Genomic DNA, 25,251 nt, shown 5'->3' on the forward strand with positions numbered 1-25,251 from the left:
AAAGTAAAAGGAGGTTAAAAATGAAACGCAAGTCTTATCAAATGAAAAAGAAATCCAGAACTGCCTATCGGAGATACCGATTGCATAAGGTGAAAAAGCATTGGGTAGTGAAGAGCAGCGTGATTGGCGCGATGATCTTGGGTGGCTCCTCTTCAGCAGCAGCGATTGAATCCGTTGATCCGGCGGCTATCGAACAAGCAGTTGATCCCAAGGAAGTTTCACCCCCTTTAGAGCCAGAAATAGTAGAACCATTACAGGAAAATTCCAATGTTGATAATCCGGAAGCAGCAGCGATTGAAGAACAAGTGACTGTAGATTCCACAGAGACTGTTCCTACCGAATCACCGGAAATTTCTAAAGTTCCAGAAGCAATAACTACAGAAGTAGAGGAAGTAGAACAACCAGATGAAGCCTCAACGGATGTTGTTGGAACAAGAATGACACCGCTAGAAGAGAAAGTGGATGTAGAGATTGTCAAACCCGCTTTGAATGCGGCGCAAACGGTTCAAAATGAACCTGAGATTGCTGCATTGATTACCAATTTGTTACAAGCGCAACAAAATGACACAGTGGATCATTATGGAGGTGTTACTAGTGCCGCAAATGAGTTGAAAGCGGCGGTACCAGCAGCGATCCAGAAAAGAAATGAAGCGGTGAGTCAAGCAAACGCGGCGTTACTCTATGATGGTTATTTCGAAATTAGGCCTGGATGGAGTTATCACAATGTTCTTGATGCCCCTTATGCGGCATTAATGGCTGGGCGTTCAGGTGCAACCTCATCCAATCCGACAGTGACTACTTCAGAGCTGATTAAATTGTCAGAAGATTATATGGTGATTGTTCGTCAAGTGATAGATGAAATCACTACTCTTCGAAAACCTGGACCTCTATCTGACCAAGGGGGTACGGGGGTTAAGACGACAGTTACTTATCGCTATATCGATCGGTCAGGAAAACTGGTGATTCCGGATGTTGTGAAGGATGCGGTATCAGGAGATGAGATCAATCCTGAAAAAATTGCTATTGAGGGGTATACCTACGATGGAGAGGACACTGATTCTTCAGATTCAGACATGAAGGTAAATGAGGATGGCAGTTCACTCGTTGTCTACTTTTATAGAGCGAATGCAGGAGAGATCACCTATCGTTATGTAGATGAAAATGGGACACCGATTGATTCAGATTATGTTGAACAATCGACTGTTGATGCAGAGATTCCAGAGCGCATCATTGATATCGAGAATTATACCTATTCAAAAAAAGGGGCAGATTCAGATAGCGATATGATCGTTGATCGAAGTGGGAAATCTGTGGTGACCTATGTCTATACAGCGAATAAAGCAGCAGTTACCCACCGCTACGTCAATGAAAAGGGCGAGTCATTAATAAAGGATCAGGTGGAACAAGCAGCAGTCGGTTCAGTTATTAATGGCAGGATTACAGAAATTGAAGGCTATACTTTCAAGCAAATTGATCCAAGCTTGTCAGATGATGACATGAAAGTGAATGCGGATGGCGATTCTGTTGTTACGTATGTATATTCTGCGAATGATGCAAAGGTAATTTATCACTATGTAGATTTAGAAGGAAATTTAGTCGCAAATGACAAGGTTGAGGACACTAAAGTTGATGAAGAAATCAATGAGAAGATTAATGTTGTCGAAGGCTGGCTATATGTCGAAAAAGATAAGAATTCAGATGCGGATATGATCGTTGATCGAAGTGGTATATCTGAAGTTACTTATGTTTATAAAAACATTGGCAAATATATTGTGGATAATGATGATCCCAATTATCCAGGTTCAGGAAATCAGTTTGACTACGCAAATGATCCAAATGACCCATCAAAAGCAATAGTTCCTGAAGATGCAGTTGTTCCATATGTTCCAGGATACGTAGCAGTTGATCAAGATGGTAATGAGTTGGAACAGATTGATCCAGAAGATCCATCAAAAGGATACAAGTTTCCTGAGATTGATGACCCAGGAAAAGATACAGTTATTAAATATTTAGAAGATGATGATTCGGATTCCGACGCAGATAGCGACTCAGATGCAGATAGTGATTCGGACTCAGACAGCGACTCGGACACGGACAGTGATTCGGACTCAGACAGCGATTCGGACTCGGATAGCGATTCGGACTCGGATAGTGACTCAGATTCAGACAGTGACTCAGACTCGGATAGCGATTCAGATTCAGACAGCGACTCGGATTCCGATAGTGATTCAGATTCAGACAGCGACTCGGACTCAGACAGCGACTCAGACTCGGATAGTGACTCAGATTCGGATAGCGACTCGGATTCGGATAGTGATTCGGATTCGGATAGTGATTCGGACTCAGACAGCGACTCGGACACGGACTCGGATAGTGACTCAGATTCAGACAGCGATTCGGACTCGGATAGTGACTCAGATTCGGATAGCGACTCAGATTCAGATAGCGACTCAGATTCAGATAGTGATTCAGATTCAGACAGCGATTCGGACTCGGATAGCGATTCGGACTCGGATAGTGACTCAGATTCAGACAGTGACTCAGACTCGGATAGCGATTCAGATTCAGACAGCGACTCGGATTCAGATAGTGATTCAGATTCAGACAGCGATTCGGACTCAGACAGCGACTCGGACACGGACTCGGATAGTGACTCAGATTCGGATAGCGACTCGGATTCGGATAGCGATTCGGACTCGGATAGTGACTCGGATTCGGACAGCGATTCGGACACGGACAGTGATTCAGATTCGGACAGCGATTCCGATAGTGATAGTGACACGGACTCAGATAGTGACTCAGACTCAGATAGTGACTCAGACTCAGATAGCGATTCAGACACGGACAGTGATTCAGATTCGGACAGTGACACGGACTCAGATAGTGACTCAGATTCGGACAGCGATTCCGATAGTGATAGTGACTCAGATTCGGACAGTGATTCCGATAGTGATAGTGACTCGGACTCAGATAGCGACTCAGATTCGGACAGTGATTCAGACTCGGATAGCGACTCAGATTCGGACAGCGATTCGGACTCGGATAGTGACTCAGATTCGGACAGTGATTCAGACTCGGATAGCGACTCAGATTCGGACAGCGATTCGGACTCGGATAGTGACTCAGATTCGGACAGCGACTCGGATTCCGACAGTGACTCAGATTCCGATAGTGATTCGGACTCAGACAGTGATTCGGACTCAGATAGCGACTCAGATTCAGACAGTGACTCAGACTCAGATAGCGATTCGGATTCCGACAGCGACTCAGATTCGGATAGTGACTCAGATTCAGACAGTGATTCGGACTCAGATAGCGACTCCGATTCGGATAGTGACTCGGACTCAGATAGCGATTCGGACAGCGACTCAGATTCGGACAGCGATTCGGACTCGGATAGTGATTCCGATTCGGACAGCGATTCGGATTCAGACAGTGATTCGGACTCAGACAGTGATTCGGATTCGGACAGTGACTCGGACTCAGATAGCGATTCGGACTCGGATAGTGATTCGGATTCAGACAGTGACTCAGATTCCGATAGTGATTCGGACTCAGACAGTGATTCGGACTCAGACAGTGATTCGGACTCAGATAGCGACTCAGATTCAGACAGTGACTCCGACTCAGATAGCGATTCCGATAGTGATAGCGACTCAGATTCCGACAGTGATTCCGATTCGGATAGCGACTCAGATTCAGACAGTGATTCGGACTCAGATAGCGACTCAGATTCAGACAGTGATTCGGACTCAGATAGCGACTCCGATTCGGATAGTGACTCGGACTCAGATAGCGATTCGGACTCAGATAGCGACTCAGATTCGGACAGCGATTCGGACTCAGATAGCGATTCGGACTCGGATAGTGATTCCGATTCGGACAGCGATTCGGATTCCGACAGTGATTCAGACTCAGATAGCGACTCAGATTCGGACAGCGATTCGGACTCAGACAGTGATTCGGACTCAGATAGCGATTCGGATTCCGACAGTGATTCAGACTCAGATAGCGACTCGGACAGTGACTCGGACAGCGACTCGGACAGTGACTCGGACAGTGATTCGGACTCGGATAGTGACTCGGATTCCGACAGTGATTCGGATTCGGATAGCGATTCGGACTCAGATAGTGATTCGGACTCAGATAGTGATTCGGACTCAGATAGTGATTCAGATTCCGATAGTGACTCAGATTCGGACAGTGATTCGGACTCGGATAGTGATTCCGATTCGGATAGCGACTCGGACTCAGATAGCGACTCAGATTCGGATAGTGATTCCGATTCGGACAGCGATTCCGATTCGGATAGCGATTCGGACTCAGATAGCGACTCAGATTCGGATAGTGATTCAGACTCAGATAGCGACTCGGATTCCGATAGTGACTCGGATTCGGACAGTGACTCCGACTCGGATAGTGACTCGGACTCAGATAGTGATTCGGACTCGGATAGCGACTCAGATTCGGACAGTGATTCAGACTCGGATAGCGATTCGGATTCAGACAGCGACTCGGACTCAGATAGTGATTCGGACTCGGATAGTGACTCAGATTCAGATAGCGACTCAGATTCCGATAGTGATTCAGATTCAGACAGTGATTCGGACTCGGATAGCGATTCAGACAGCGACTCGGATTCGGATAGTGATTCAGATTCGGATAGCGATTCCGATAGTGATAGTGACTCAGATTCGGACAGCGATTCGGACTCGGATAGTGATTCCGATTCGGATTCAGACAGTGACTCAGATTCCGATAGTGATAGTGACTCGGACTCAGACAGTGATTCGGACTCAGATAGCGACTCGGATTCAGACAGTGATTCGGATTCAGACAGTGATTCGGATTCAGACAGTGATTCGGATTCGGATAGCGATTCGGACTCAGATAGCGATTCGGACTCAGATAGCGACTCAGATTCGGATAGTGATTCAGACTCAGATAGCGACTCGGATTCCGATAGTGACTCCGACTCGGACAGTGACTCCGACTCGGATAGTGACTCGGACTCAGATAGTGACTCGGACTCGGATAGTGATTCCGATTCGGATTCAGACAGTGACTCAGATTCCGATAGTGATAGTGACTCGGACTCAGACAGTGATTCGGACTCGGATAGTGACTCAGATTCGGACAGTGATTCCGATTCGGATAGCGACTCAGATTCGGATAGTGATTCAGATTCAGACAGTGACTCAGATTCGGATAGTGATTCAGATTCGGACAGCGATTCCGATAGTGATAGTGACTCGGACTCAGACAGTGATTCGGACTCAGATAGCGACTCAGATTCGGACAGTGATTCAGACTCGGATAGCGACTCGGATTCAGACAGTGATTCCGATTCGGACAGTGACTCGGACTCAGATAGTGATTCGGACTCGGATAGCGACTCGGACTCAGATAGTGATTCGGACTCGGATAGCGACTCAGATTCGGACAGTGATTCAGACTCGGATAGCGATTCGGATTCAGACAGTGATTCCGATTCGGACAGTGACTCGGACTCAGATAGTGACTCCGATAGTGACTCCGACTCGGATAGCGATTCGGACTCAGATAGCGACTCAGATGGTGGCGTTGGAGGTCCTGATGATCCTTGCATTCTTAAACCATTACCGGAGGATACAGACTCCACTACGAAGACCAAGGTATTAGCGAATACAACAACATCTTCTACACCAAAATCTGGTTCAACCAATGCGGCTGGAAAAGGAACGTTGCCAAAAACGGGAATGGAGACGGATCAATCCGCCTATCGCATTCCAGGTCTAGGGATGTTAGCAGCTGGATTGGCTGGATTAGTGAAGCGTAGAAAACGAAGTAAGAAGAATGAGTAGGAACTAGTAACTAGATCATTTTTCGAAAGGCGGATCTTTTTGATTCGATCCGCCTTTTGTTTTAGGAGAGATTTATGAGACGAAAAATCATTGGAATGTTGGGATTGATACTTATTCTGGCAGGCAGCTTGTTTTTCTTTAACAAGCCGATAAAGAATTATTTCGTCGAGAAGACTGCAGAAAAGTATGAAATCTCTAAAGTAACTAAAAAAGAACTAGCAGAGAACCAGGAGAAGGAAGCGACGTATGATTTTGATGCGGTGGAGCCCTTGAATTTGAGCGCGGTCGCACAGTCGCAGCTGAGCGGCAGAAGTAAAAAGCTGCCAGTGATTGCCAGTGTTGCGGTACCAAGTGTCGGAATTTGTTTGCCTGTATTTAAGGGGCTGGAGAATGATGGACTGTATTACGGTGCGGGAACTCTTTCACCAGATCAAGAAATGGGCGTTGGGAATTATGGCATCGCCAGCCATCGTTCAGATCGAGCGGATCTATTATTCACTCCGCTGGAGGAAGTCACGTTAGGGGACAAAATCTATCTGACAGATTTATCTAATGTCTATACATATATAGCGACTTGGAAAGCGAAGGTAGATCCTAGCGCGGTGGAGGTATTGGATGTTGATCCTAATCGACGTTTAGTCACATTGTTGACGTGTGGAGATCTCTATGCCACGACGCGAATCGTGGTTCAAGGCGAACTGGAAAGTGTTGTTTCAATGGATCAACTAACTGAAGAAGCTGCGGAAGCCTTTGATTTGCCGATGAAGACCTATTAAAAAGTGTACGTGAGATCAGGCTCAATGACTAGCTGAAACGAGAAAATCTATTGAAGGAGGACATTAAGAAAATGATGCAGATGATAAGAAAAATCGAGAAGTCATTTACAAAAGATGATTTTGAACAATTTGATGGTTATTTCTTGAATGAATCAATTATTCCCTCACTTCAGATTACAAATTTTGAGTATACAGGAAAAAATATGCGAAAAATGGCAGATTCTCAAACGGCGTTTATTTCGCTTACGAAAGAACAACTTAGAACAGAATTAGGTGAAGCAAGTACGTGGTCAAATCCATATCAATTTGAGCAAAAAGATCTATTAGAAGGAGCGCTTTATATTACAGAAACACCAATAGAAGAGTTATTTGATACAGTTCCTCAGTTTATTGTCCCGAATTCTTTGATGTTTCTATATCAAGTGGCGATATTTCTTCGTGAGCAGACGTCTATTCCTGTAATTGCAAGTACAGGTTTTGCAGGCATGACGATTACACGAATGATGATCGATCATTTATTTCTAGAAGAATGCCAGATACTGTCTAATCAAAGTAGTCAAAATACACGTATCGAGCTTCCTTGTTTTTTGACAAAGCTGATTCAATCACCGGATATCTTGAATGTAGAAGTTTCTTCAAATGCTCTAGATTCTCAAAGTAAAGGCTCCTTATCTAGGCTCGTTCATCCGACAATCGCTGTTGTAACGGCGATTCGCTTCGCAGATGGAAGATCATCACAGGAGTTGAATACTTTGGCAGATGATGTAGCGAGTCTCTTCAATGGCTTGGATGATCAAGGAATAGCGATCATTAATCAAGACATACCGTCAGAGCAGCGAGAGATTGTATACTTAGCCGCGAAAAATAGAACAAATCGTATATTTACCTATAGTATGACCCGTTCCTCTGCTGATATGCATTTGCTTTCACTGAAGGAATTGAAGGATATCACGGAAGTAACGGCTTCCTATCATGGTGAGCGCTATACCTATTATTTACGCTCATCAAGTCTGGAGATTGTCGAGAACTCGTTAGCGACCCTACTGATTTTGAAAACGATGGAAGTAGATCCAGATCAATACTTAGAACGCTTCTCATCTTTTTACGCCTTCCCGAGGCTGATGGAAAGGAATCGCGGATACATTGATGGCAAAAAAGTAGACATCATCAATGATACCCACATGATTGATCCGCCATCGATGATCAATGCCGTCACTAGTTTTACCAACAAAATCGACTATTACAGGGGTGAAAAGATAGTGATTTTAGGCAGCGAGACAGATTTAGGAAGAGCCGAGGAGAGATTAGCACATTGTGTGAATGGTTCCCAAGCAGACCTGTTATTAGGCTATGGCGAAGGTCTTAGAAAATTTGTTCGTTCTATAGATATTCCTGCTTTATGGTTTCCGACGATCGATGATTGTATTGAGGAGATGTTCGAACAGCTGAAAGAAGATAGCTTGATACTGATAAAGGGACCTATGACTCATCAGGAACATAGAGAGCTTCATTCTTTCGTCTCACGATTTATGACGAAGACACGAGAAGGAAAAGTTAAAAAGTAATTAATCAATTGACGTTCAGAGTAGTAATAGGAGGAAAAGTAGTGAATGTTTTTGTTGTTTGTTGTCTTGTCATTATGGGAATCATTTTCCTCTGTTTATGCTATCGGTTATTCGTTCATTATCAATTGAGTCGTATCAATGTGAAGGAAACATCGGTGCTGTTTCAAACGAAATTGACTCATTTTAAGCAACGAGAATTACGGAAAAGCCTTGGTTTTTTATTTATCGGAACGATGGGACTTAGTATGGTCCTTTCCTTTGCGATCATTCAATTATTTCAATTAGAAACAAAGGTTCACAGCTTGACTGAAAATAATCAAGCATTAGAAGGCGAGCTTCAAGAGCTCCAAACAAAAAAGAGTTCAAAAAAGCTTTTGAAAGAATATCCCTCATCTGGGCTGAATCTTGAAAAAACGCTGACCGCAAACAATGAGACGGTCGAGAAGAAGGAACAGATAGAAAAAGAGGTATCAGAGCGGCTTCTTCCATACATTAATGAAGCGAACCTGACGCTTTCTTCAAGTAGTGAATCGGATGCACTCAGTATCTTTTTGACTGGAACAATAGAGGCATCGAATGCCAATCTAGTGATTCTGGGACAAAATATTACGGAGCTAATGCGAGAAATGGAAGGTATAGAAGCGATTGCGGAAGTGCATCTCAATATTGTCGATCGTGAAGGAAATGATTTGTATAAAGGAACCTATGCTCGAAATAAGAAAGGGCAATTTACATTTCAATCAGAAATGCGGAAAGGAAAAGGTTGATGGCGAAAAAGAACGGCTGGTTCTTCAATAAAAAGATGATTGAAGAGATCAATGAATTTACGAACGCTGAAGTAGAACAAGAGCGTCGGGCGATTGAAGACAAAAAAAGAGAAATTCACTACCTGAACGAACAATTACGCAGTGCCGCTCAGAAGCAAGAGAATTATCAAGAAGAGATCCGTCATTTGTCAAAAAACTTAGAGGAGTTAAAGGAGAGCCACAGCAAACAAGTAGAAGAGCTTTATCAAGAAAAATGGGAAAAGGAGCAGCTCAAAAATAACATAAAGGAAGAGCGTGCTGCTACAAAGGAACAATCAGAATCGGCTGAAGCTCTTAAGCAGCAGCTGAAAAAAGAAAAAGAGAAAAGCAAACGAATCGGCGAACTATCTGAAACGATTAAAAAGCAAAAGCAGCAGCTGGTCACGAGTCAGCGACAGCTAGAAGATGCGAAAAAGCAACGAATGCTTCGGGAAAAGCAGCTAAAAAGACAAATCAATGAGTTAAAGGAAGAGCAATTATTATTTGTTGAAAAGCAGCAAAAGAACGCAGAGAAGCTGGAAGAAAAAGAAGAAGCGCGAAAAGCAACTTTGAATGAATTGAAGGTTCTACAAGGTGAGTGTGCGCAATTAGAGAAGCACCTCGCAGAAAAAGGCGAGGAACTAACGGCATTGAACGAATTGGCTGAAGAGAAGAAGCAAGAAAATGATCTGCGGATGCTGCAGCTCTCAGAGGAGCTCTATGCTCAAAAAGCCAAAATTGAGTTGTATGAGGAACAAATAAAGGAGCATCAAAAGTTTGTCTCTGAGATGCAGGAGATGAATCAGGAGCTTCGGATTCTAAATGAGCAGCAGCTAAGAGATACGCAAACAATCGCGACACAGAAAGAGTCCATTGCTTCCTATGAGCAGCAGATCAGTGAACTGAAAGAAGCTGTCAAAGAAAGTAAGAATAAGGATCAGAAAATTCATCAGCTGACCACGCAGCAAGAGCAAGATCAAGCGACGATAGCAGCTAAGGATAAGGAAATACAAGATTTGAAGGCTCAGCTGAATCAAGCGCTCTCTGTAAATGAGGAGCCAACTGAAGCCTATCTATCATTGGAAAAAGAATATAGCGAACAGAAGCAGCAATTCATTGAAGAGCAAGAACAACACCAGCAACTGGTGATTCAATATACGAATTTGACTGAACAGGTCAATAGTTTAACTGAAGAACGAGCAACTTTGCAAAATCAATTAACGGAACAACAAATTGAAAATAAACAATTAGAGGAGCGAACAGCAGCTATGGAAGAAACGAAGGAAATGATCGATCAATTAGGAGAAGAAAAAACGACTTTGGAGGAGCAATTCAAAGCAGAAAGAGAAGCACTAAATAATGCGCTGTTCCAGGCACAAGAGGAAATTATCAAGTTGGAAGAACAGATGAACAATGAAAAAGCCGATGAACAATTAACAGAAAAAAATACGAAATTGGAGAGTCTTATCGTGGAAAAAGAAGCGCAAATCACAGAACTACAACAGGAACTAACGAAGCTTTCTGAACTGACCCAGCAAACCAGCGAGCAAGGAACAGACCTAGCCGAGTTGAATCAAAAGATTACGAAATTAACTGAATCTTACCAACAAATCAAAGGAGAACGTGATGAAATGGCGAATCGTCTCCAAGCAACAGAAGAGGCCTTACGTCAAAAAAATGAGGCACTGAAGCAATTGGAAGAACAGCTTGCGGCTAGAGCGAAGGAATCAGGCAGTGATCCAGAAGCACTCAATCAAGCGAAACGGCAAATTAATGAATTAATGGAGAAAAATGAACAATTAAAACAAGAAGTAACACAGTCCCAGCTGGAAATTGGAGAAGTCCTTTATACAGCGAAGAAGCAGGCGAATCGTACGATCGAAGAGGCTCAGATCGAAGCGAAGCATCTGATTGGCGCGGCGGAACTAGAAGTAGAAAACATCGGCAATCGCGCGAAAAAAGTTCTCCGTGAGGTCGCTGAATCGAAAGAATCGGTGATGGAGATTTATTCAGATTTAGAATATAAGGTCGATCAATTGGCTAAGGGAGTCATACTCACTGAAAAGAAACAGTAGGAGGAGGGGAACGCAATGACAATTCTACTATTAACGAAAAGCTTATCCTTTGAGCAAGATTTCGTTCGGGAACTGAACAACTTAGGGCATGAAGTTTTGTGCAGCAAACGATTTTTATTTGATTTACAACATAAAGATTATTTTGGACTGGATTTGAATTATTTTGACGCGGTGATTCTCAGCGAAACGATCTCAGATCAGGAAGTAAGTGCGATCTTGCCATTTTTCCTAAATTTCTCTTGTGTGATTTACCGGAAAACCAGCATCCAATTATCTAAGGAAACCATCAATAAATGGAAAGATTTAGGTATTACTGGATTTATCTCCCAGAACACCTGCTTCGATGAGCTGCGTGAGGAGCTAGTCGCCTGTAACAAAAATAGAACAATATTAAAGTGGGACACCTCGAACAATGAGGAAGATGCATTAGAAAGTCTAGTGAGAAACTTTTCTAAGCAGGAGCTGCAGGTTTTTCGTATTTTACAGGACTCACATAAAGATTTTGTTTCTAGAGAGTTTTTCTCACACGAGCTATGGGGAGGCCCACAGACCAAATCGAAGGAGAGCCGTTTATCCGGCATCATCCGCAGTATCAAAAAGAAACTAAGTGATTGCGGCTTCGATGAAACCTGTCTTGAAACATCCTGGGGACGAGGCTATCGTCTAGAAACCTTGAAGTACAAACAAATCAGAGCTGAAATCAATGAGGATTACAAGGTCGTTGAATCTTAAAAATTGGGGATTACCCGTTCTTTTTCTTTTACTACTGATGGGAACACTCTACTGTCTGTTTTTACCTGTTTACTCTCAAGAAAGAATCGACAAGGTGAGTCAAGCAGCTCTTACTGAAAAAGGCACGACTAAGAGTTTGGAGGAGCCATCTTCAACCAAGGAGGGCGTCATCGGGTCCATACAATTGCCGACGGTACGTTTATCTGAGACCCCTATTTATAAAAAAGAAACGAATGATTCTTTCTTTCATTATAAGTATGGGTCTTTTCCCTCCTCAGCTGAGAGTAGCCACCTCACTATTGAAGTAGGTAAGCGCTGGAGGGATCAGATAAGTTTATTGAAGCTTGTTCAATTAAAGTCTGGAGAGTGTTTCTTCGTAAAGGTAAATGGACAAACGCTGATATATCAAGTAATCGAGAGAAAGAAAATAGAGGCTCTAGATAACAAGATTCTTCCAAACGAGCAGCGACTTACGATAGTCCTATCAGATTTCACTGGCTTTACTGATTATCGCTTTGCCATTATCGCAAGGCAAATTCCAGCAGCAAACGTGAAAAGAAAAATGCTTGCACCAAAGAAGACACTGAATTATCAAACACTGATTATCAGCTTTCTTTTAGTCAATGCACTCTTTTTCTGTTGTCTATTGCTGTCGTATCAAAGGTACGTCCGGCGATTATCCTCCAAACCTTTTCGAACAAGATACAGCGGTTATCGAAAATTGCGTACATTGCTCAAGATCACGCGAGGCTATTACATTCTCCTAATTCTGATCATGAGCTGTTACTTAGGCGTAATGGTCTATCGCTATGTGTTTTTAAGATGAATCAAAAATGAAGGGAAAATCAATGAAAAGAATAGTCACGATTCTCAGCCTATCCATACTTTGTTTAGGACTGGTGGGCTGTGAAACCAATAGTACCAAGGAATCACAAACAAAAGATTCGAAAAAAATCGAAAGCAGTATCAGCGCTTCTTCCTCGAGCAACACTGAGAAGGCAACGTCTGAAGAAACGACACAGACTGAGACCACTGACTCTACTGAACAAGCCAACGATGCGGAGTTCAAAGAGTTGTTGTCGGGAATTGAATACAACAAGGAATACCTGACAGAAGATCAGATTGCGGAGCTGAAGGAGATGCATAAGGCGAGTCTGACGGACGAGCAATACCAAGAATTATTGAAGGTATTAGGGGAGTAAATATGCTTCCGATATTTGAGTAAAAACGATAGAAAGTGCAGGCAAATGGGATGAAAGCAATCGTAATGGATATTGATAATACGTTTTGTGAAAAAAGAGGATCAAAAGAGTATAAAGATTTGGAGCCCTATCCGGAAGTCGTCGAACAAATGAGAAGTTACCACGAAAAAGGCTACAAAATCGTTCTGCAAACAGCCAGACAAATGAATACTCATCAAGGGAATTTAGGCTTGATCAACAAAATCACTGTGCCCATATTAATTGAATGGTTAGAAAAATGGGAAATTCCTTACGATGAATTACATGTAGGCAAGCCTTGGTGTGGTCATGGCGGTTTTTATGTGGATGACCGAGCTATTCGACCCAAGGAGTTTGTCACATTAACAGAAGAGGAAATCTTAAAACGAATCGAGGATGACACATGGAAGCAGTAATGATTTTAAATACCAAAAAAATTCCAGAAGAAATGCAGAAGAGATTCGGTGATATCTATCCCTCAATGCTGCCCTTTAAGAATGAAAGTATCGGGGATTATCTTTTACAGGACTATGCCGATAAAGATTTCATCTTTATGATATCGAATCAAGATCAGGCACCTAATGAAAAAGTAAAGCTGCAAAAAATGGATGAGCATCGATATGAACTCTATTTAACTGAAAAAGAAAGTTCTTCTTTGTTAAAAGCTGCACTAAACGCCTTGAGACAAATGATTCCAATAATCTCAGAAGACTTTTCCTTAACGATTAACTTTGGCGATACCATCATTGAAGAAAAGGCTTATGGACAGTCAAAAAACTATTTAATGACCGGTCTAAAGGAACAATTGGCTCCATGGACAAGTGTTCGACGTGATGCGCAGCAGTTAGTTTTTAGCAATAAAAACGCAGACTCAGGCCAAAAGGATGGAGAAGTGGTTGCCGGAGTGTTTGGCTTTAAAAGTGGTAAAAATTTTTATCAATCATGTGAAACGATTTCAAAGAACGAAATGAATCAGATGAATGATGACAGCCTGACTTTTTATCAGGCAATAAGCGACTACGACCAAAACTACGAACGAGTGGCCCTAGTTCATACCGATTCTTGGTTGGATTTAGGACACGAAAGCGAATATCTGGAAACAAAGAAAATCGTAAAAGCTCGTTTCTTCAACGCTATATCAATTGATGACCAGCGAGGCATCTTAACGAAGAGCAGTGAAGAGCGTAAGAAATTGATCAACGAGATTCAATGGTATTTGAAAATGCCGGCTTCACTACAATATTTAACCCCGCGTATTTATGATTATTCACTCGATCCAGAGAGTCCACAGGTAAAGATGGAATACTATCCTTATGAAACGCTGCATAATCTCTACATTTATGGGAATTTGGCTATTCAAGAGTGGGGAAAAATTATAGAAAAGCTGCTCTTTGTTAGAAAAGAAATGTCTAAGTGTGCAGAAGCACCTTGTTTGAAATTAGAAGAAAAGGATTTATTAGCGATTTATTATCAAAAAACATTTGATCGTCTAAACCTTCTCTTACAAGATCCCGAGTTTCAGCCGTTTTATGACCATTCGCCAGAAATCAATGGTGTCGCCTATTTGCCATTAAAACAAATTGTTGGGAATTTACAATCGGTTCTTAGCCACTATGGCTTATTGACTGCGAAATCGGCTCATGTCATTCACGGTGATTTCTGCTTGAGTAATATCTTGCTTGATCGAGAGAGCAATCTAATTAAGCTCATTGATCCGCGTGGGCAATTTGGTTCCTTTGATATTTATGGTGATGAATTCTATGATATCGCAAAAATTCTCCACAGCTTTGAAGGCTCGTATGATCATATCATTACAGATCATTTTAGTTTGAATGAAGAGGATTCATTGAACTATTCTTATGATTTTGAAAAGACACCGATACAAGAAACAATCGCGGAGTTGGTCAATCAAAAAGTAGGAGAGAATTATAAGATTCAAAAAATCCGATTGATTGAAGGCCTATTATTCTTATCGATGATCCCTCTTCACAAAGATTATCCGAAACGCCAGAAAGTTATGTTTGGTCAAGCGATGAAGTTATTGAAACCGTATTATGACGATTTGACTTTAGTCGAAGGGAATGAAAAACATGCCATTAACGAAATACACGGATAAACTAGGTGATTTCCTAGAAAAGAATAAGATCTATTTTGCTTATGGTAAACGTCGCCGAATCAAAGCAGGTGAACAATTTCGTTTTTCAATAAATTCAAAAATTGAACCTTACACCATTTTTATGGCAGGCAATACGATCAATACGATGGGATTATGTTCCTATAGTCGCAGTCGTTTAACGGAACATACCGTAGTAGGCCGATATTCCTCTATTGCTCCTAATTTTAGAGTAATGGGTTTCCAACATCCCGTGGATCGCTTCACTACATCACCTATTGCTTATACGCTGAACCCAGCTCATGTAAATGTCCCATTGGCTTCTAAGGAGGAAGAGGGAAACTTCCAATCTATTCCCTACAAACAAAAAACGGCAGGAGTGACTATTGGAAACGATGTCTGGATCGGCGAAAATGTGACTTTTAAACCTGGAGTCGTTGTTGGGGATGGAGCGATAGTCGCGACAGGTGCAATTGTGACCAAGGATGTTCCTCCTTATGCAGTGGTTGGAGGTGTTCCCGCAAAGATTATCTATTATCGTTTCCGAGATGCGATCATTGAGGATTTGTTAGAACTCAAATGGTGGGATTATTGTTATTGGGACTTCGACGGACTGAAAGGGACTGACGGAGTTGAGTACTTTATTGATCAAGTAAGAGAAATGAAAACTAAAAATAAATTGAGAAAAGCCTCTGACTTAGGCTTTGTGACTGGAGCAGAAATTCAAATGCAGTTGCAGAAAGAATGATTTTTCAACTAAAAGATACTCAGGAGGAAATACATGAACGTAGTTATTACTATGGCAGGAAGAGGCAGCCGCTTTACAAAGGCTGGCTATCACCAGCCAAAGCATGAAATTATGGCTGGTGATCGAAGCTTATTTTCATGGTCAATGCACTCATTACAATCATTTTATGACGAGCGCTTTATTTTTATCGTTAGAGAAGGGTGCTATTCCCGTACTCATTTAATAGAAGAAATTAAAAATTTAGGCATAATCTCTTATTTCATCATGGAGTTAGCCGAGGTTACTAAAGGTCAAGCAGATACAGTGATGCAAGTAGCAAGCTATCTTGAAGATGATCAAGATATCTTGGTTTATAACATAGACACCACCATAAAGCCTGAGTTTGTCTCAAAAAAAGAAATTGTTCAAGGAGATGGGAGTGTCCCATTGTTTGAAGCCGAGGGCACTCATTGGTCCTTTGCCAAGTTAAATAAAACAAATGACCGTATTACTGAAATGGCTGAAAAAATCCCAATATCCTCATGGGGCTCAGTAGGTTTGTATTATTTCCGTCAATGGAAAGATTTTTCTGATGCTTTTGAAGAGTTAGCTGAGCAACTGTTAGCAGATTATGGTGAGATTTTTATCGCTCCTCTATACAACCAGCTTATTGAACGTGGAAAAGTAATTCGACCAGTCTTCTTGCCAAAGAATAGTTATGCAGCGCTGGGGACGCCGGAAGAGTTGAAGGTATTTGAAAACAATATAGAGAAATTTCAGGTAGGAGAGAAATAATGGAATTTTCGATTGAGACAATAAAGAATATGAAAATTGAGAAAAAGGCAAAACAAATTGGAGATGAAGGATTAGGAAACGTTCTTCTATTACTCTTGATTCTACAAAATTTGGAAAGTGGTGACTTGCTTCCGGAAGATACCGTAGTTGTTTCTGAAGCCATATTTGCTGAGAAAAAAAATCCGGCTTGTATTGGATTTGACGTTGATGATGAATGGTTATTATCCGATCTCATCAAGCTGCAGGTTATTACAGGTGCTCCAGATTGTTCTCTACTGTTAGCTAAACTTTTTCGCGAAAAAGTAAAGAAAAGTGCACAGAAAGAGATAAATCACTTTGTTGCTAAAAACAGATTAAGTGAAGATTGTTGTAAAAATATTTCTGGCAGAAAAAAGAGGAATGCACCTCAAAGCTATACCATCAATGATATAAAAATCATTGCTAAAGAATTTTCAAAGCTATCGCCTAAGTTTCACCATTATCTTACTATCTCTGAGGTTACCTTTAACGGGAGACTACATAAAAATATTTCAAAGGTATTTCAAGAGAAAAAAGCGGATTTCGGATTATTCTGGAACAGAAAGAACGGTTTTTTAATTCGCGGAACGGATATCAGCATTGTTTTACAAGCAGAGAATGAGTTTGAACTGAATGACACTTTTTATCAATTATTGGATAAGCGAGAAGATACAAATGTTAAGACGAAATATCAGCAAAAGGTATTTTCTAAATCCAATGTACGTGTGTCAATTGTTGGAGATACGTATTTGGGAGAATGGTATGCGGCGCATAGAAAAAGATTAGGACGATGGGATCCAATTCTTGATGAAGGCTATGACTATTCTTTTACTGGTGTTGGCTCACTCATAAGTGATGCTGATTTTCGAATTGCTAATTTAGAAGCTGTTTTAGTGAAGGAGCCTTCCAATTCTCCATTAAAGAGAATCAAGAAATTTGTATTAGGAGCGGATATTGAAGAAACCACAGCAGTATTACAAAGGCAATCTATTGACATGGTTACCTTAGCTACTAATCATATTAACGATTACGGACAATCTGGTGTGATTGAAACTATTCAAGCATTGAAGGATAAAAAAATTGCTTACGTAGGTGCGGATGAGACTACTGAGGGAGCATACGAACCCTTTAGACTTAAAACGAAAACTCAGGAAATCTTTATTTTTAATGCGTACTGGTTTAAACGATATCAATATAACGTCACTAATACTTATTCAATTGGAGAAAATTTAGGAGCTGCTTGTATATCTAGTCATTTTTTAAAAAAAATTTCGGATACAAAAAAAATACATCCGAATTCTAAAGTAATCGTCATTCCGCATTGGGGAACGGATTTTAAGCCTATACAAGCTTATCAACGCGAGAATGCACGTAGATTAGTAAAGGCGGGGGTTGATCTAATTATTGGCCATGGACCACATGCTTTGCAACCGGCAGGAAAAATTGAAGACATAGATATTTTGTATAGCATTGGTAATTTCGTTTTTAATAGTGACGGAGATTATAAAATAAATCCTAAAGCGTTACCTTACGGAGCGATTGCTAACTTGAATTTTAAAGGAAAGTCATTATATGCAACTATAAAATTTATTGAAACAAATAATTTGAAAACAAAGTGGATTCCAAAAGAAGTTACCAATGAAGAGTTTAGGGAAATAGTACATGCTTTCAAAATAGAAAAGTGTTTGGAAGTGGGCTGGCAAATAAATGAATTAAAAAAAGAAATTTCAAAGAAAATTTGGTAGGAAGGATCAATGGCATGAAAACTTGGGCAGTTGTATGTGGAGCAATTCGTGAAGAATTAGATCTTCGATTAGCAATTAACAAATTATTAGAGATGCGTGAATCAGAGCTTATTGCTGGCATTATTGTGAGTACTTGGGAAAGAGACTTCGATCGCTTTCCCAGTTTGCGTAAGCAATTAGAGGACAATGATATAAAGATCGTTGAGCAGCGACCATTAGAAGATCGTATGGATATTGCTCGAACGAATTCAATAAATTATATGAGACAAGCTCTGCAGTTTCAAGCAGCACTTGATATACTTCCAGATGATTGTTTCGTATTAAAAGCTAGAACAGATAGATCATTGCACCAAATTCTTCAAATTGAAGAGCAATTAACAGAAAATCCTAAAAAGGTTGGGTTCACCAAAAAAGAGATGAATAGAGATATGCCTCATATATTTAATTACAAAATAACCATTTTTAACGCTAGAATTCAACGAATTTTTAATTTTAGCGATTTTGTTTTTTGGGGACATATTTCAGATGTTCGAAAGTTTATCAATTTTAATCTTGCAGAACTAAACTTTAACCGTGATTTAGTGGCAAATACTCAATGGTTTCTCTATCCGTTTATCGAGAAGTTTCCAGTAATTCGAGATTATTTTAGATTTATTAATTTTCGTCCACTAATTTTTGGGATGAAAGATTACTTTGAACAAGACCATTATGATGAGAAATTCCCAGTGTTTTTCTATCGAGTTTATGCAAGTTATCTATTAATTTTAGCTTATTATTTCAATTTGGTTGATATGAGAAGAGATTTAGAAACTAGTAATCGCAAATTTGAAGAAGGTTTGGAGAATACAACGTATCATTTCTTAGAACTGTTCAAAGGAAATAGCTCAAAAGGACTGGTTCATGCATCTTTAGGTTGCGTTCTATTAAATAATAAAGTAATTGAAAATATGCTGGATAGGAAATACTGTAATGGTTATACTTCGGATAAAAAATTCCATCAAATAGTTGTTAAAGATTCGCTTTTCAATGAGATTCACTCTGATGAATATCATGAGTTAAGTGATTTTGAAAAAGGACACGGATGGAATATTTCTAGACATTGGTTGAGGAGAATAAATTGGAAAGGGAAAATCGTTCGACAACATCAAGTTTATAAAGAAAACGTCTTAACGTATGACTTTAGAGGACTGAATCAAAAAGAAAATGATGAATTACTAAACGAATTAAAACAAGTAGATCGAACAGATTTCTATTTATATAATTTTTGGCTAAATACGGGAAAGCTAGGATGGGAGTCTGTCGAGCAAATGGTGATCCCACTAGCTCGTACACAAAATCAAGAGGCTGTTTTAATGGTCTCAAGAATATTGCGAGCAAGTAGGATTCAAGATCCGAAAGTGATTGATAGTATGAGTCATTTGATCCAAGTGACCTATGGAGTAAGAAAACAAAGAGGGACTGTTAATATCAAAACTTGTCAATTAATGATTGATTTTTTGATGTACAAGTTATCAAGTGAAGGGACAGCTGACCTTTATAAGAATAAAGAAATCCTTTTTATTTTGGATAGATATTTAGAAAAGGAAGAATTTGAAATAGTAGCCAAAGAAAAATTTGTTCTGGATGACCTAGTAGATTTTCTTTATGAACTCTCTGATAATTATCGACAAAAAGGCAGAGGCACTCGAGCTGTAAGATTACTTGAATTAGCAACAGAATTTGCTTTTGATAAAAAGTCTATGGAAAAAGTTTTGACTCGGTATTTAAAGAGAGACGCCATGAAAAATGCGATACTAACTAGGAAAACACTTACTTTATTTTCTTAGATAATTTTGATATCAGATAATAATTAAAGCGAGAGGAGTACGATTATTTAGAGTAATCGGATATAAGAAATGAAAAAAATAGAAAATGAACTATTTCAAACTACTGTTTTAACATTTAACAAAAATAGAATAACTAGTGATCGACCTTCGGGAAATAGGCTTTCACCTTGGGGAACAATGCATTTATTGACCTACTTAGCCATTTTAACTGATTTAGAATCAGGAAAACTTTCGCCTGATAAACCATTATATTTTTCAATTGAGTCAGAAAAAGAGTTTTCTGCTATAAGATCAACTCAAGGACAGGTAGGAGAAAAACGTTTATTACGTGATGTTTTAAATCAAGCGATTTCTTTGAATGCACCAGATTGCATTGTTTCGTTATTTGATGTTTATGGTGGATTATTGGGGACTCAGCGCAGAATCAATGAATATTGGTATGCTTCTAATTACTCTAAGAAATCAGCTACAGGAAGAAAGAAATATCCTCAGTTAAGTAATTTATTTGACTATTATAAAATTGGAGAAGCCTTCCTTCACCTAAAGGAAGAAACTTTTTCCTATATAAAGAATAAGAACCACTTTATTCATGACAAATGGCATTTGGCACAATCTTCAATAGATGGAAAGGACAATATCTTGGCAAGTATTTATTGGGGAACCGACCAGAATGATTGTTTAATGTTTTTTAAGGAAAATGCCCAACTAAGTTGCTCACTTGTCATAAACGGAGATAACTATTTTCATACTACGGAGGTTGCACTTAATGCAACAGTAAAACATTCTCAATCAAGAAAAGTCTTAGAAGAAAATAAAATAAACAAACATACGTTGGAACAAAAATTTAGAGGTCACTTCCTAAATAGGGATTTAGCTCAAAAAATTGTTGTTGAACATACAGTGTGTGATCAAAGCTCGATATTAAGAAACAAATGGAAGAATGTTGCCTATATCGCGCTTTCTTCTGAGAGTCATAATTCTATGATCCCAAGTGCTAAAAGAACATTCCATGGTAACGATCTTATATCAAGGTTTAAATTGGAAAAGTACTTATCCGTTATTATTACAGACGAACCGATCCCGCATTTAAAAGATAAAATTCCTCAATTTATTGTTCCTAATAGTTTAGCATTTGCCTATGAGTATGCGTCTTATCAAATGAGAAACTATAAAGGGAAATTTTGCACGATAACAGGAAGTGCAGGAAAGTCATCTACACGTTTGATATTATCTCATTTGTTAAGTAGTAAAGGAAAAGTATTTGAAAATTTTGGAAACTCTAATTCTCATTATTCCACATTTAGCCTATCACAAGAAATCAGTAATCGCTATGATTTCATTTTATTTGAGGCTTCAGTCGCCTCTATGAATCGGCTGGGGTATGGAAATTGTGCCTATATGTGGAGGGCTGATGTTGCCATAGTGACTTCTATAGGAAGTGCACATGCAGTTTCAGGTATTGAAAGAAACTTGATGATAAAAGAGCAACTGTTTCAAGGAGTGAAAAATAATGGCCATGTTGTAATCAATAAAGATATAGAAAAAGAGCATTTAGAAAATTTGATTCAAAGAGCAGAATCACTAAGTTTGAAAACATTATTTTGTAGCCTCAATGATTCAACCGCAGACTGTTATTTGTTAGAAAAAAAAGTATTAAAAGATAAAACGGATATTCGGATTGCTTTTCGAGGAAGAGAAATTAATTTTTCTTTGTCTACTGATAGTGATGGACAAATTCAAAATGCTATGAGTGCGTTACTTGCAATTGATGTGATGGGCTATCGAATTGAAGAATATGTGCACCTTCTTGAAAGCTATCGAAGTCTGGAAAGAATACTACGTCCGATAAAATTAAAACTTGATTCTAAGACTGTAACAGTTATTGATGATACACACAATAGTTCCATTGAATCAATGATAAATGGAATTAAACACTTCGGTAGTAAGAAATCTTTCTATAAAGGAAGGAAACTCTTAGTTTTAGGCGAAGTTGCTGATTTAGGTAATGATGCAATAAAACATCACAAACGACTAATTCCGTATATCAAAAAAGTAAAACCTGATCATGTAATTTTATACGGAGAACCATTTAAGAAACTTTCGTTAGATGTAGAGTCGATAACTTTGTGTGAAACAAAGGAAGAAGTAGTGGAGAAGATTATCAAAGAAAGTTCAGAGGATTCTTTGATTTTTGTAAAAGGTTCTCATGGAATTGGATTTTACGACGTGATTGAAAAATTGAATAAAAGGGCCGAAACGGTATAGGAGGGTAAAATGAGAGAAACGTATTCGAGTCAAGAGATAGACAAAGAATTTGTTTATTCAGAGATTATTGCGGAAAATTTACTTAAGAATTCTTGGTGGACCTTGGGGACTTCCGAATGGGAAATAAATTCAGGATATGTTGAGGTAGAGGAAGACGAGTCTGGTTATATGAACTTAACGATGGATAGTAATATCTCATCTCAATTGAAACAAGAAGTGACGTTAAAACCAAATCGTCATTATTTTGTTATGTTTGATGTTTGTGTTACCAGATATGTTAAAGGTCTTTTTGGACTACATTTTAATGGGAGATTCAAATCAGGAAATTCAGATTTTGGTTTACGTCGCCTATCCAAAGGCTATGAAACAATTATCGGAACATTACAAACGCCCGCAAATTGGCTTCATCCTCAACTAATTTTTTCAGGGAGCATTCATGAGGCTGATGGTGCAGGAAGCATTCGATGTTTATCATTGTATGATTTGACTGAATTATATGGTGAAGGAAAAGAACCAGAAGCTGATGAATTTTTTAGTATATTAACAAGTCGTCAAGACGAAAAAGGTTTGTACTTATCCATTCGGGAAACCTTCACAATGTTAAATAATAATATTAATAAGAAAAAAAATAAAGTTCAGATTTCAGATGAAGCTGCATCAAAGTTATTTTTTGACGAATTGAAAAAAAAGACTCAAATCTTAGAGATGGGCAATACCTTTTTAAATAATAATGGAGATAAGAAAGAAGAGCATCTTTCTACCTCCAGAGACATTGTAAAGTTAGGATTTCACGCTTCTGGTTACAAAAAAATACTATCAATTTGGGGTAGAAAAAGGTATCCAATTTCTATCTTAGGAATAAATGCCAGGAAAATTGACACGGTCACGTCCCTTCGAGGTAAATTAATAGATCAAACATATTCGATTTTGGGTGGGGTCTTTGATGAAATGATTAGTGAAAATTTAAATTTAGTTGCTTTGTTAACTGATTCAGAAGGAGAACTTTATTTAGCTTCTGTTATGGGAATTTCTGGTAAGAATCGCAAAGCAGACTGTTATGAAGCAATGAGACAATTGATTGATATTGCTAAATTAAGAAAAAAAATCCCGTCATATCAATCTACAGACGTATTTAAAGCAAAATCAGGTAGTATTATTATAATGCCGAAAGGGGACCCACATTTTTATATCGATGTTCCTCCAAAATCAATTTATAGTATAAATGAAAATCAAAGTATACCTTCTGCTTCCATTACAAAGTTAATCAACGCTCTAGTAGTCTTAGATTATGTTCAGAATTTACATGAAACTTTTGAGATTAAAAAGAGTGATATCATGGACAAAAGCGATCTGAAGTTTTACGAAGGAGATGTGATCAGTTTTTGGGATGCACTTCATATTTTATTATTATATGGTACAAACACAATTTCGAAGGCTCTTTCGAGAGTTATTGGTCATAAGATTTTCAAAATAAAAGGATACGTTGATTAGTTTTTAACAACCAATAATTAAAATTTTTATTAGTTGGAGGATGGATTTATCATGAAGATTGTTGTTTTAGCAGGTGGAAAGAGTAGTGAACGAGAGGTATCTATGACCTCTGGAAGTAAGATAGCCAATGCATTGATTGCAAATGAACATAAGGTTTTGCTGGTGGATTTACTTACTGGTGTACCAAATTATAAAACTTTTGATAGTGCGTATGAAGAATACAAGACAGAACATTATGATCATGATGTTTCAGAGAGTATTCCTGATTCAGGTATAAAACTGGAAAAAGAAATAGGAGAAAATGTTTTGGAAATCTGCGCAAGTGCAGATATTACCTACTTCGCTTTACACGGAGGGATAGGTGAAAATGGGAAATTACAAGCAGTTTTTGATGTTTATGATATTAAGTATACTGGATCAGATTATCAGAGTAGTCTTTTAGCGATGGATAAGCTTATTGCGAAGGAATTAATGAGATTTCATGGGATTCCAACAGCAAACTGGAAAGTCGTTTCTGATGTAGAAGCGATCGAAGCAATCAATTTGCCAGCAGTAGTAAAGCCACTTGATTGCGGTTCTAGTATCGGGATATCGTTGGTAGACTCAAAGGATGAATTAAGAGAAGCAATCAATAAAGCACTCAAATATTCCGACAATCCAAAAATTTTAATAGAGGACAAAATTGAAGGAAGGGAATTTTCTGTAGGGATATTGGGAGAACAAATTTTACCTGCAATTGAACTGATTCCTAAATCTGGCTTTTATGATTATAAAAATAAATATCAGAAAGGAAGGACAGAAGAAATTGTTCCGGCACAGATTGATAATCGATTAGCTGAGGAAATGGGGCAATTAGCACTAAAAACACATAAAACTTTAGGGTTATCTGTATGTTCAAGAACAGATTTTTTGGTTGATAAGGATAATAATATCTTTGTCATTGAAGTCAATTCCTTACCCGGAATGACGCCCAATAGTTTGCTTCCGCAAGAGGCAGAAGCGGTAGGGATTGGGTTCAAAGAATTGTGTGAAACTATTATTGATGAGTCAATGAGAAAGTATGAATCAGAAGGTTTTCATTGATTGTATAGGCATTAGATTTGTATATCTGAAGCTTATATAAAGTGGGGAATGATGCTTTTTCAGATTTTTGTTTAACTAAAAAAGTTTTGTAACTTTGTTTGATCAATAACTCTTGTGAATTTTTGTTCGTGTCTGTTATAAGGAGGATATACAAAATGAAAAAAGTATTATTGTTGTTAGTTGGTATAGTGA

General features: G+C 39.0%; 17 protein-coding genes. All 17 read left to right on the plus strand.

Features of this window, described 5'->3' with window-relative positions:
• Positions 1-20 precede the first annotated feature (20 nt).
• Positions 21-5,843, plus strand: a complete 5,823-nt coding sequence (locus IGI50_RS04190; protein ID WP_438776250.1) for a MucBP domain-containing protein — start codon at positions 21-23, stop codon at positions 5,841-5,843.
• Positions 5,844-5,917: 74 nt separating this feature from the next.
• Positions 5,918-6,619 (plus strand): class A sortase, encoded by a 702-nt coding sequence (locus IGI50_RS04195; protein WP_438776251.1) that lies wholly within the window; start codon positions 5,918-5,920, stop codon positions 6,617-6,619.
• Between the two features lie 71 nt (positions 6,620-6,690).
• Positions 6,691-8,184: a Mur ligase family protein gene (locus IGI50_RS04200; RefSeq protein WP_438776252.1), complete on the plus strand. Its 1,494-nt coding sequence runs from the start codon at positions 6,691-6,693 to the stop codon at positions 8,182-8,184.
• A 41-nt stretch (positions 8,185-8,225) separates the two neighbouring features.
• Positions 8,226-8,951 carry a hypothetical protein gene (locus tag IGI50_RS04205; RefSeq protein ID WP_438776253.1) on the plus strand — a complete coding sequence of 242 codons (726 nt, stop codon included), beginning with the start codon at positions 8,226-8,228 and terminating at the stop codon, positions 8,949-8,951.
• Entirely contained in the window at positions 8,951-11,044 is a 2,094-nt protein-coding gene (locus IGI50_RS04210; RefSeq protein ID WP_438776254.1) for a hypothetical protein, read from the plus strand. The genes IGI50_RS04205 and IGI50_RS04210 overlap by 1 nt, the downstream gene beginning before the upstream one ends.
• 15 nt (positions 11,045-11,059) lie before the next feature.
• Positions 11,060-11,776: a winged helix-turn-helix domain-containing protein gene (locus IGI50_RS04215; protein ID WP_438776255.1), complete on the plus strand. Its 717-nt coding sequence runs from the start codon at positions 11,060-11,062 to the stop codon at positions 11,774-11,776.
• Positions 11,748-12,602 carry a hypothetical protein gene (locus IGI50_RS04220; RefSeq protein ID WP_438776256.1) on the plus strand — a complete coding sequence of 285 codons (855 nt, stop codon included), beginning with the start codon at positions 11,748-11,750 and terminating at the stop codon, positions 12,600-12,602. Before IGI50_RS04215 ends, IGI50_RS04220 begins: the two co-directional genes overlap by 29 nt.
• 22 nt (positions 12,603-12,624) lie before the next feature.
• Positions 12,625-12,978 carry a hypothetical protein gene (locus IGI50_RS04225; protein ID WP_438776257.1) on the plus strand — a complete coding sequence of 118 codons (354 nt, stop codon included), beginning with the start codon at positions 12,625-12,627 and terminating at the stop codon, positions 12,976-12,978.
• A gap of 50 nt (positions 12,979-13,028) precedes the next feature.
• Positions 13,029-13,412 (plus strand): LNS2 domain-containing protein, encoded by a 384-nt coding sequence (locus IGI50_RS04230; RefSeq protein ID WP_438776258.1) that lies wholly within the window; start codon positions 13,029-13,031, stop codon positions 13,410-13,412.
• Positions 13,400-15,112 (plus strand): hypothetical protein, encoded by a 1,713-nt coding sequence (locus IGI50_RS04235; protein ID WP_438776259.1) that lies wholly within the window; start codon positions 13,400-13,402, stop codon positions 15,110-15,112. Before IGI50_RS04230 ends, IGI50_RS04235 begins: the two co-directional genes overlap by 13 nt.
• A complete protein-coding gene (locus tag IGI50_RS04240; RefSeq protein WP_438776260.1) occupies positions 15,087-15,857 on the plus strand; it encodes a CatB-related O-acetyltransferase in 771 nt (256 codons plus the stop codon). The genes IGI50_RS04235 and IGI50_RS04240 overlap by 26 nt, the downstream gene beginning before the upstream one ends.
• Positions 15,858-15,890: 33 nt before the next feature.
• Positions 15,891-16,631 (plus strand): glycosyltransferase family 2 protein, encoded by a 741-nt coding sequence (locus IGI50_RS04245; protein ID WP_438776261.1) that lies wholly within the window; start codon positions 15,891-15,893, stop codon positions 16,629-16,631.
• Positions 16,631-18,394 (plus strand): CapA family protein, encoded by a 1,764-nt coding sequence (locus IGI50_RS04250; protein WP_438776262.1) that lies wholly within the window; start codon positions 16,631-16,633, stop codon positions 18,392-18,394. Before IGI50_RS04245 ends, IGI50_RS04250 begins: the two co-directional genes overlap by 1 nt.
• 14 nt (positions 18,395-18,408) lie before the next feature.
• A complete protein-coding gene (locus IGI50_RS04255; protein WP_438776263.1) occupies positions 18,409-20,220 on the plus strand; it encodes a hypothetical protein in 1,812 nt (603 codons plus the stop codon).
• 69 nt (positions 20,221-20,289) lie between these two features.
• Entirely contained in the window at positions 20,290-22,485 is a 2,196-nt protein-coding gene (locus IGI50_RS04260) for a Mur ligase family protein (protein WP_438776264.1), read from the plus strand.
• A gap of 9 nt (positions 22,486-22,494) precedes the next feature.
• Positions 22,495-23,976, plus strand: a complete 1,482-nt coding sequence (locus IGI50_RS04265; protein ID WP_438776265.1) for a hypothetical protein — start codon at positions 22,495-22,497, stop codon at positions 23,974-23,976.
• 51 nt (positions 23,977-24,027) lie between these two features.
• On the plus strand, positions 24,028-25,059 hold the full coding sequence (locus IGI50_RS04270) for a D-alanine--D-alanine ligase family protein (RefSeq protein WP_438776266.1): 1,032 nt from the start codon (positions 24,028-24,030) through the stop codon (positions 25,057-25,059).
• Positions 25,060-25,251 lie beyond the last annotated feature (192 nt).

The organism is Enterococcus sp. DIV0170, assembly GCF_051710765.1.
Lineage (GTDB): Bacteria > Bacillota > Bacilli > Lactobacillales > Enterococcaceae > Enterococcus_A > Enterococcus_A raffinosus.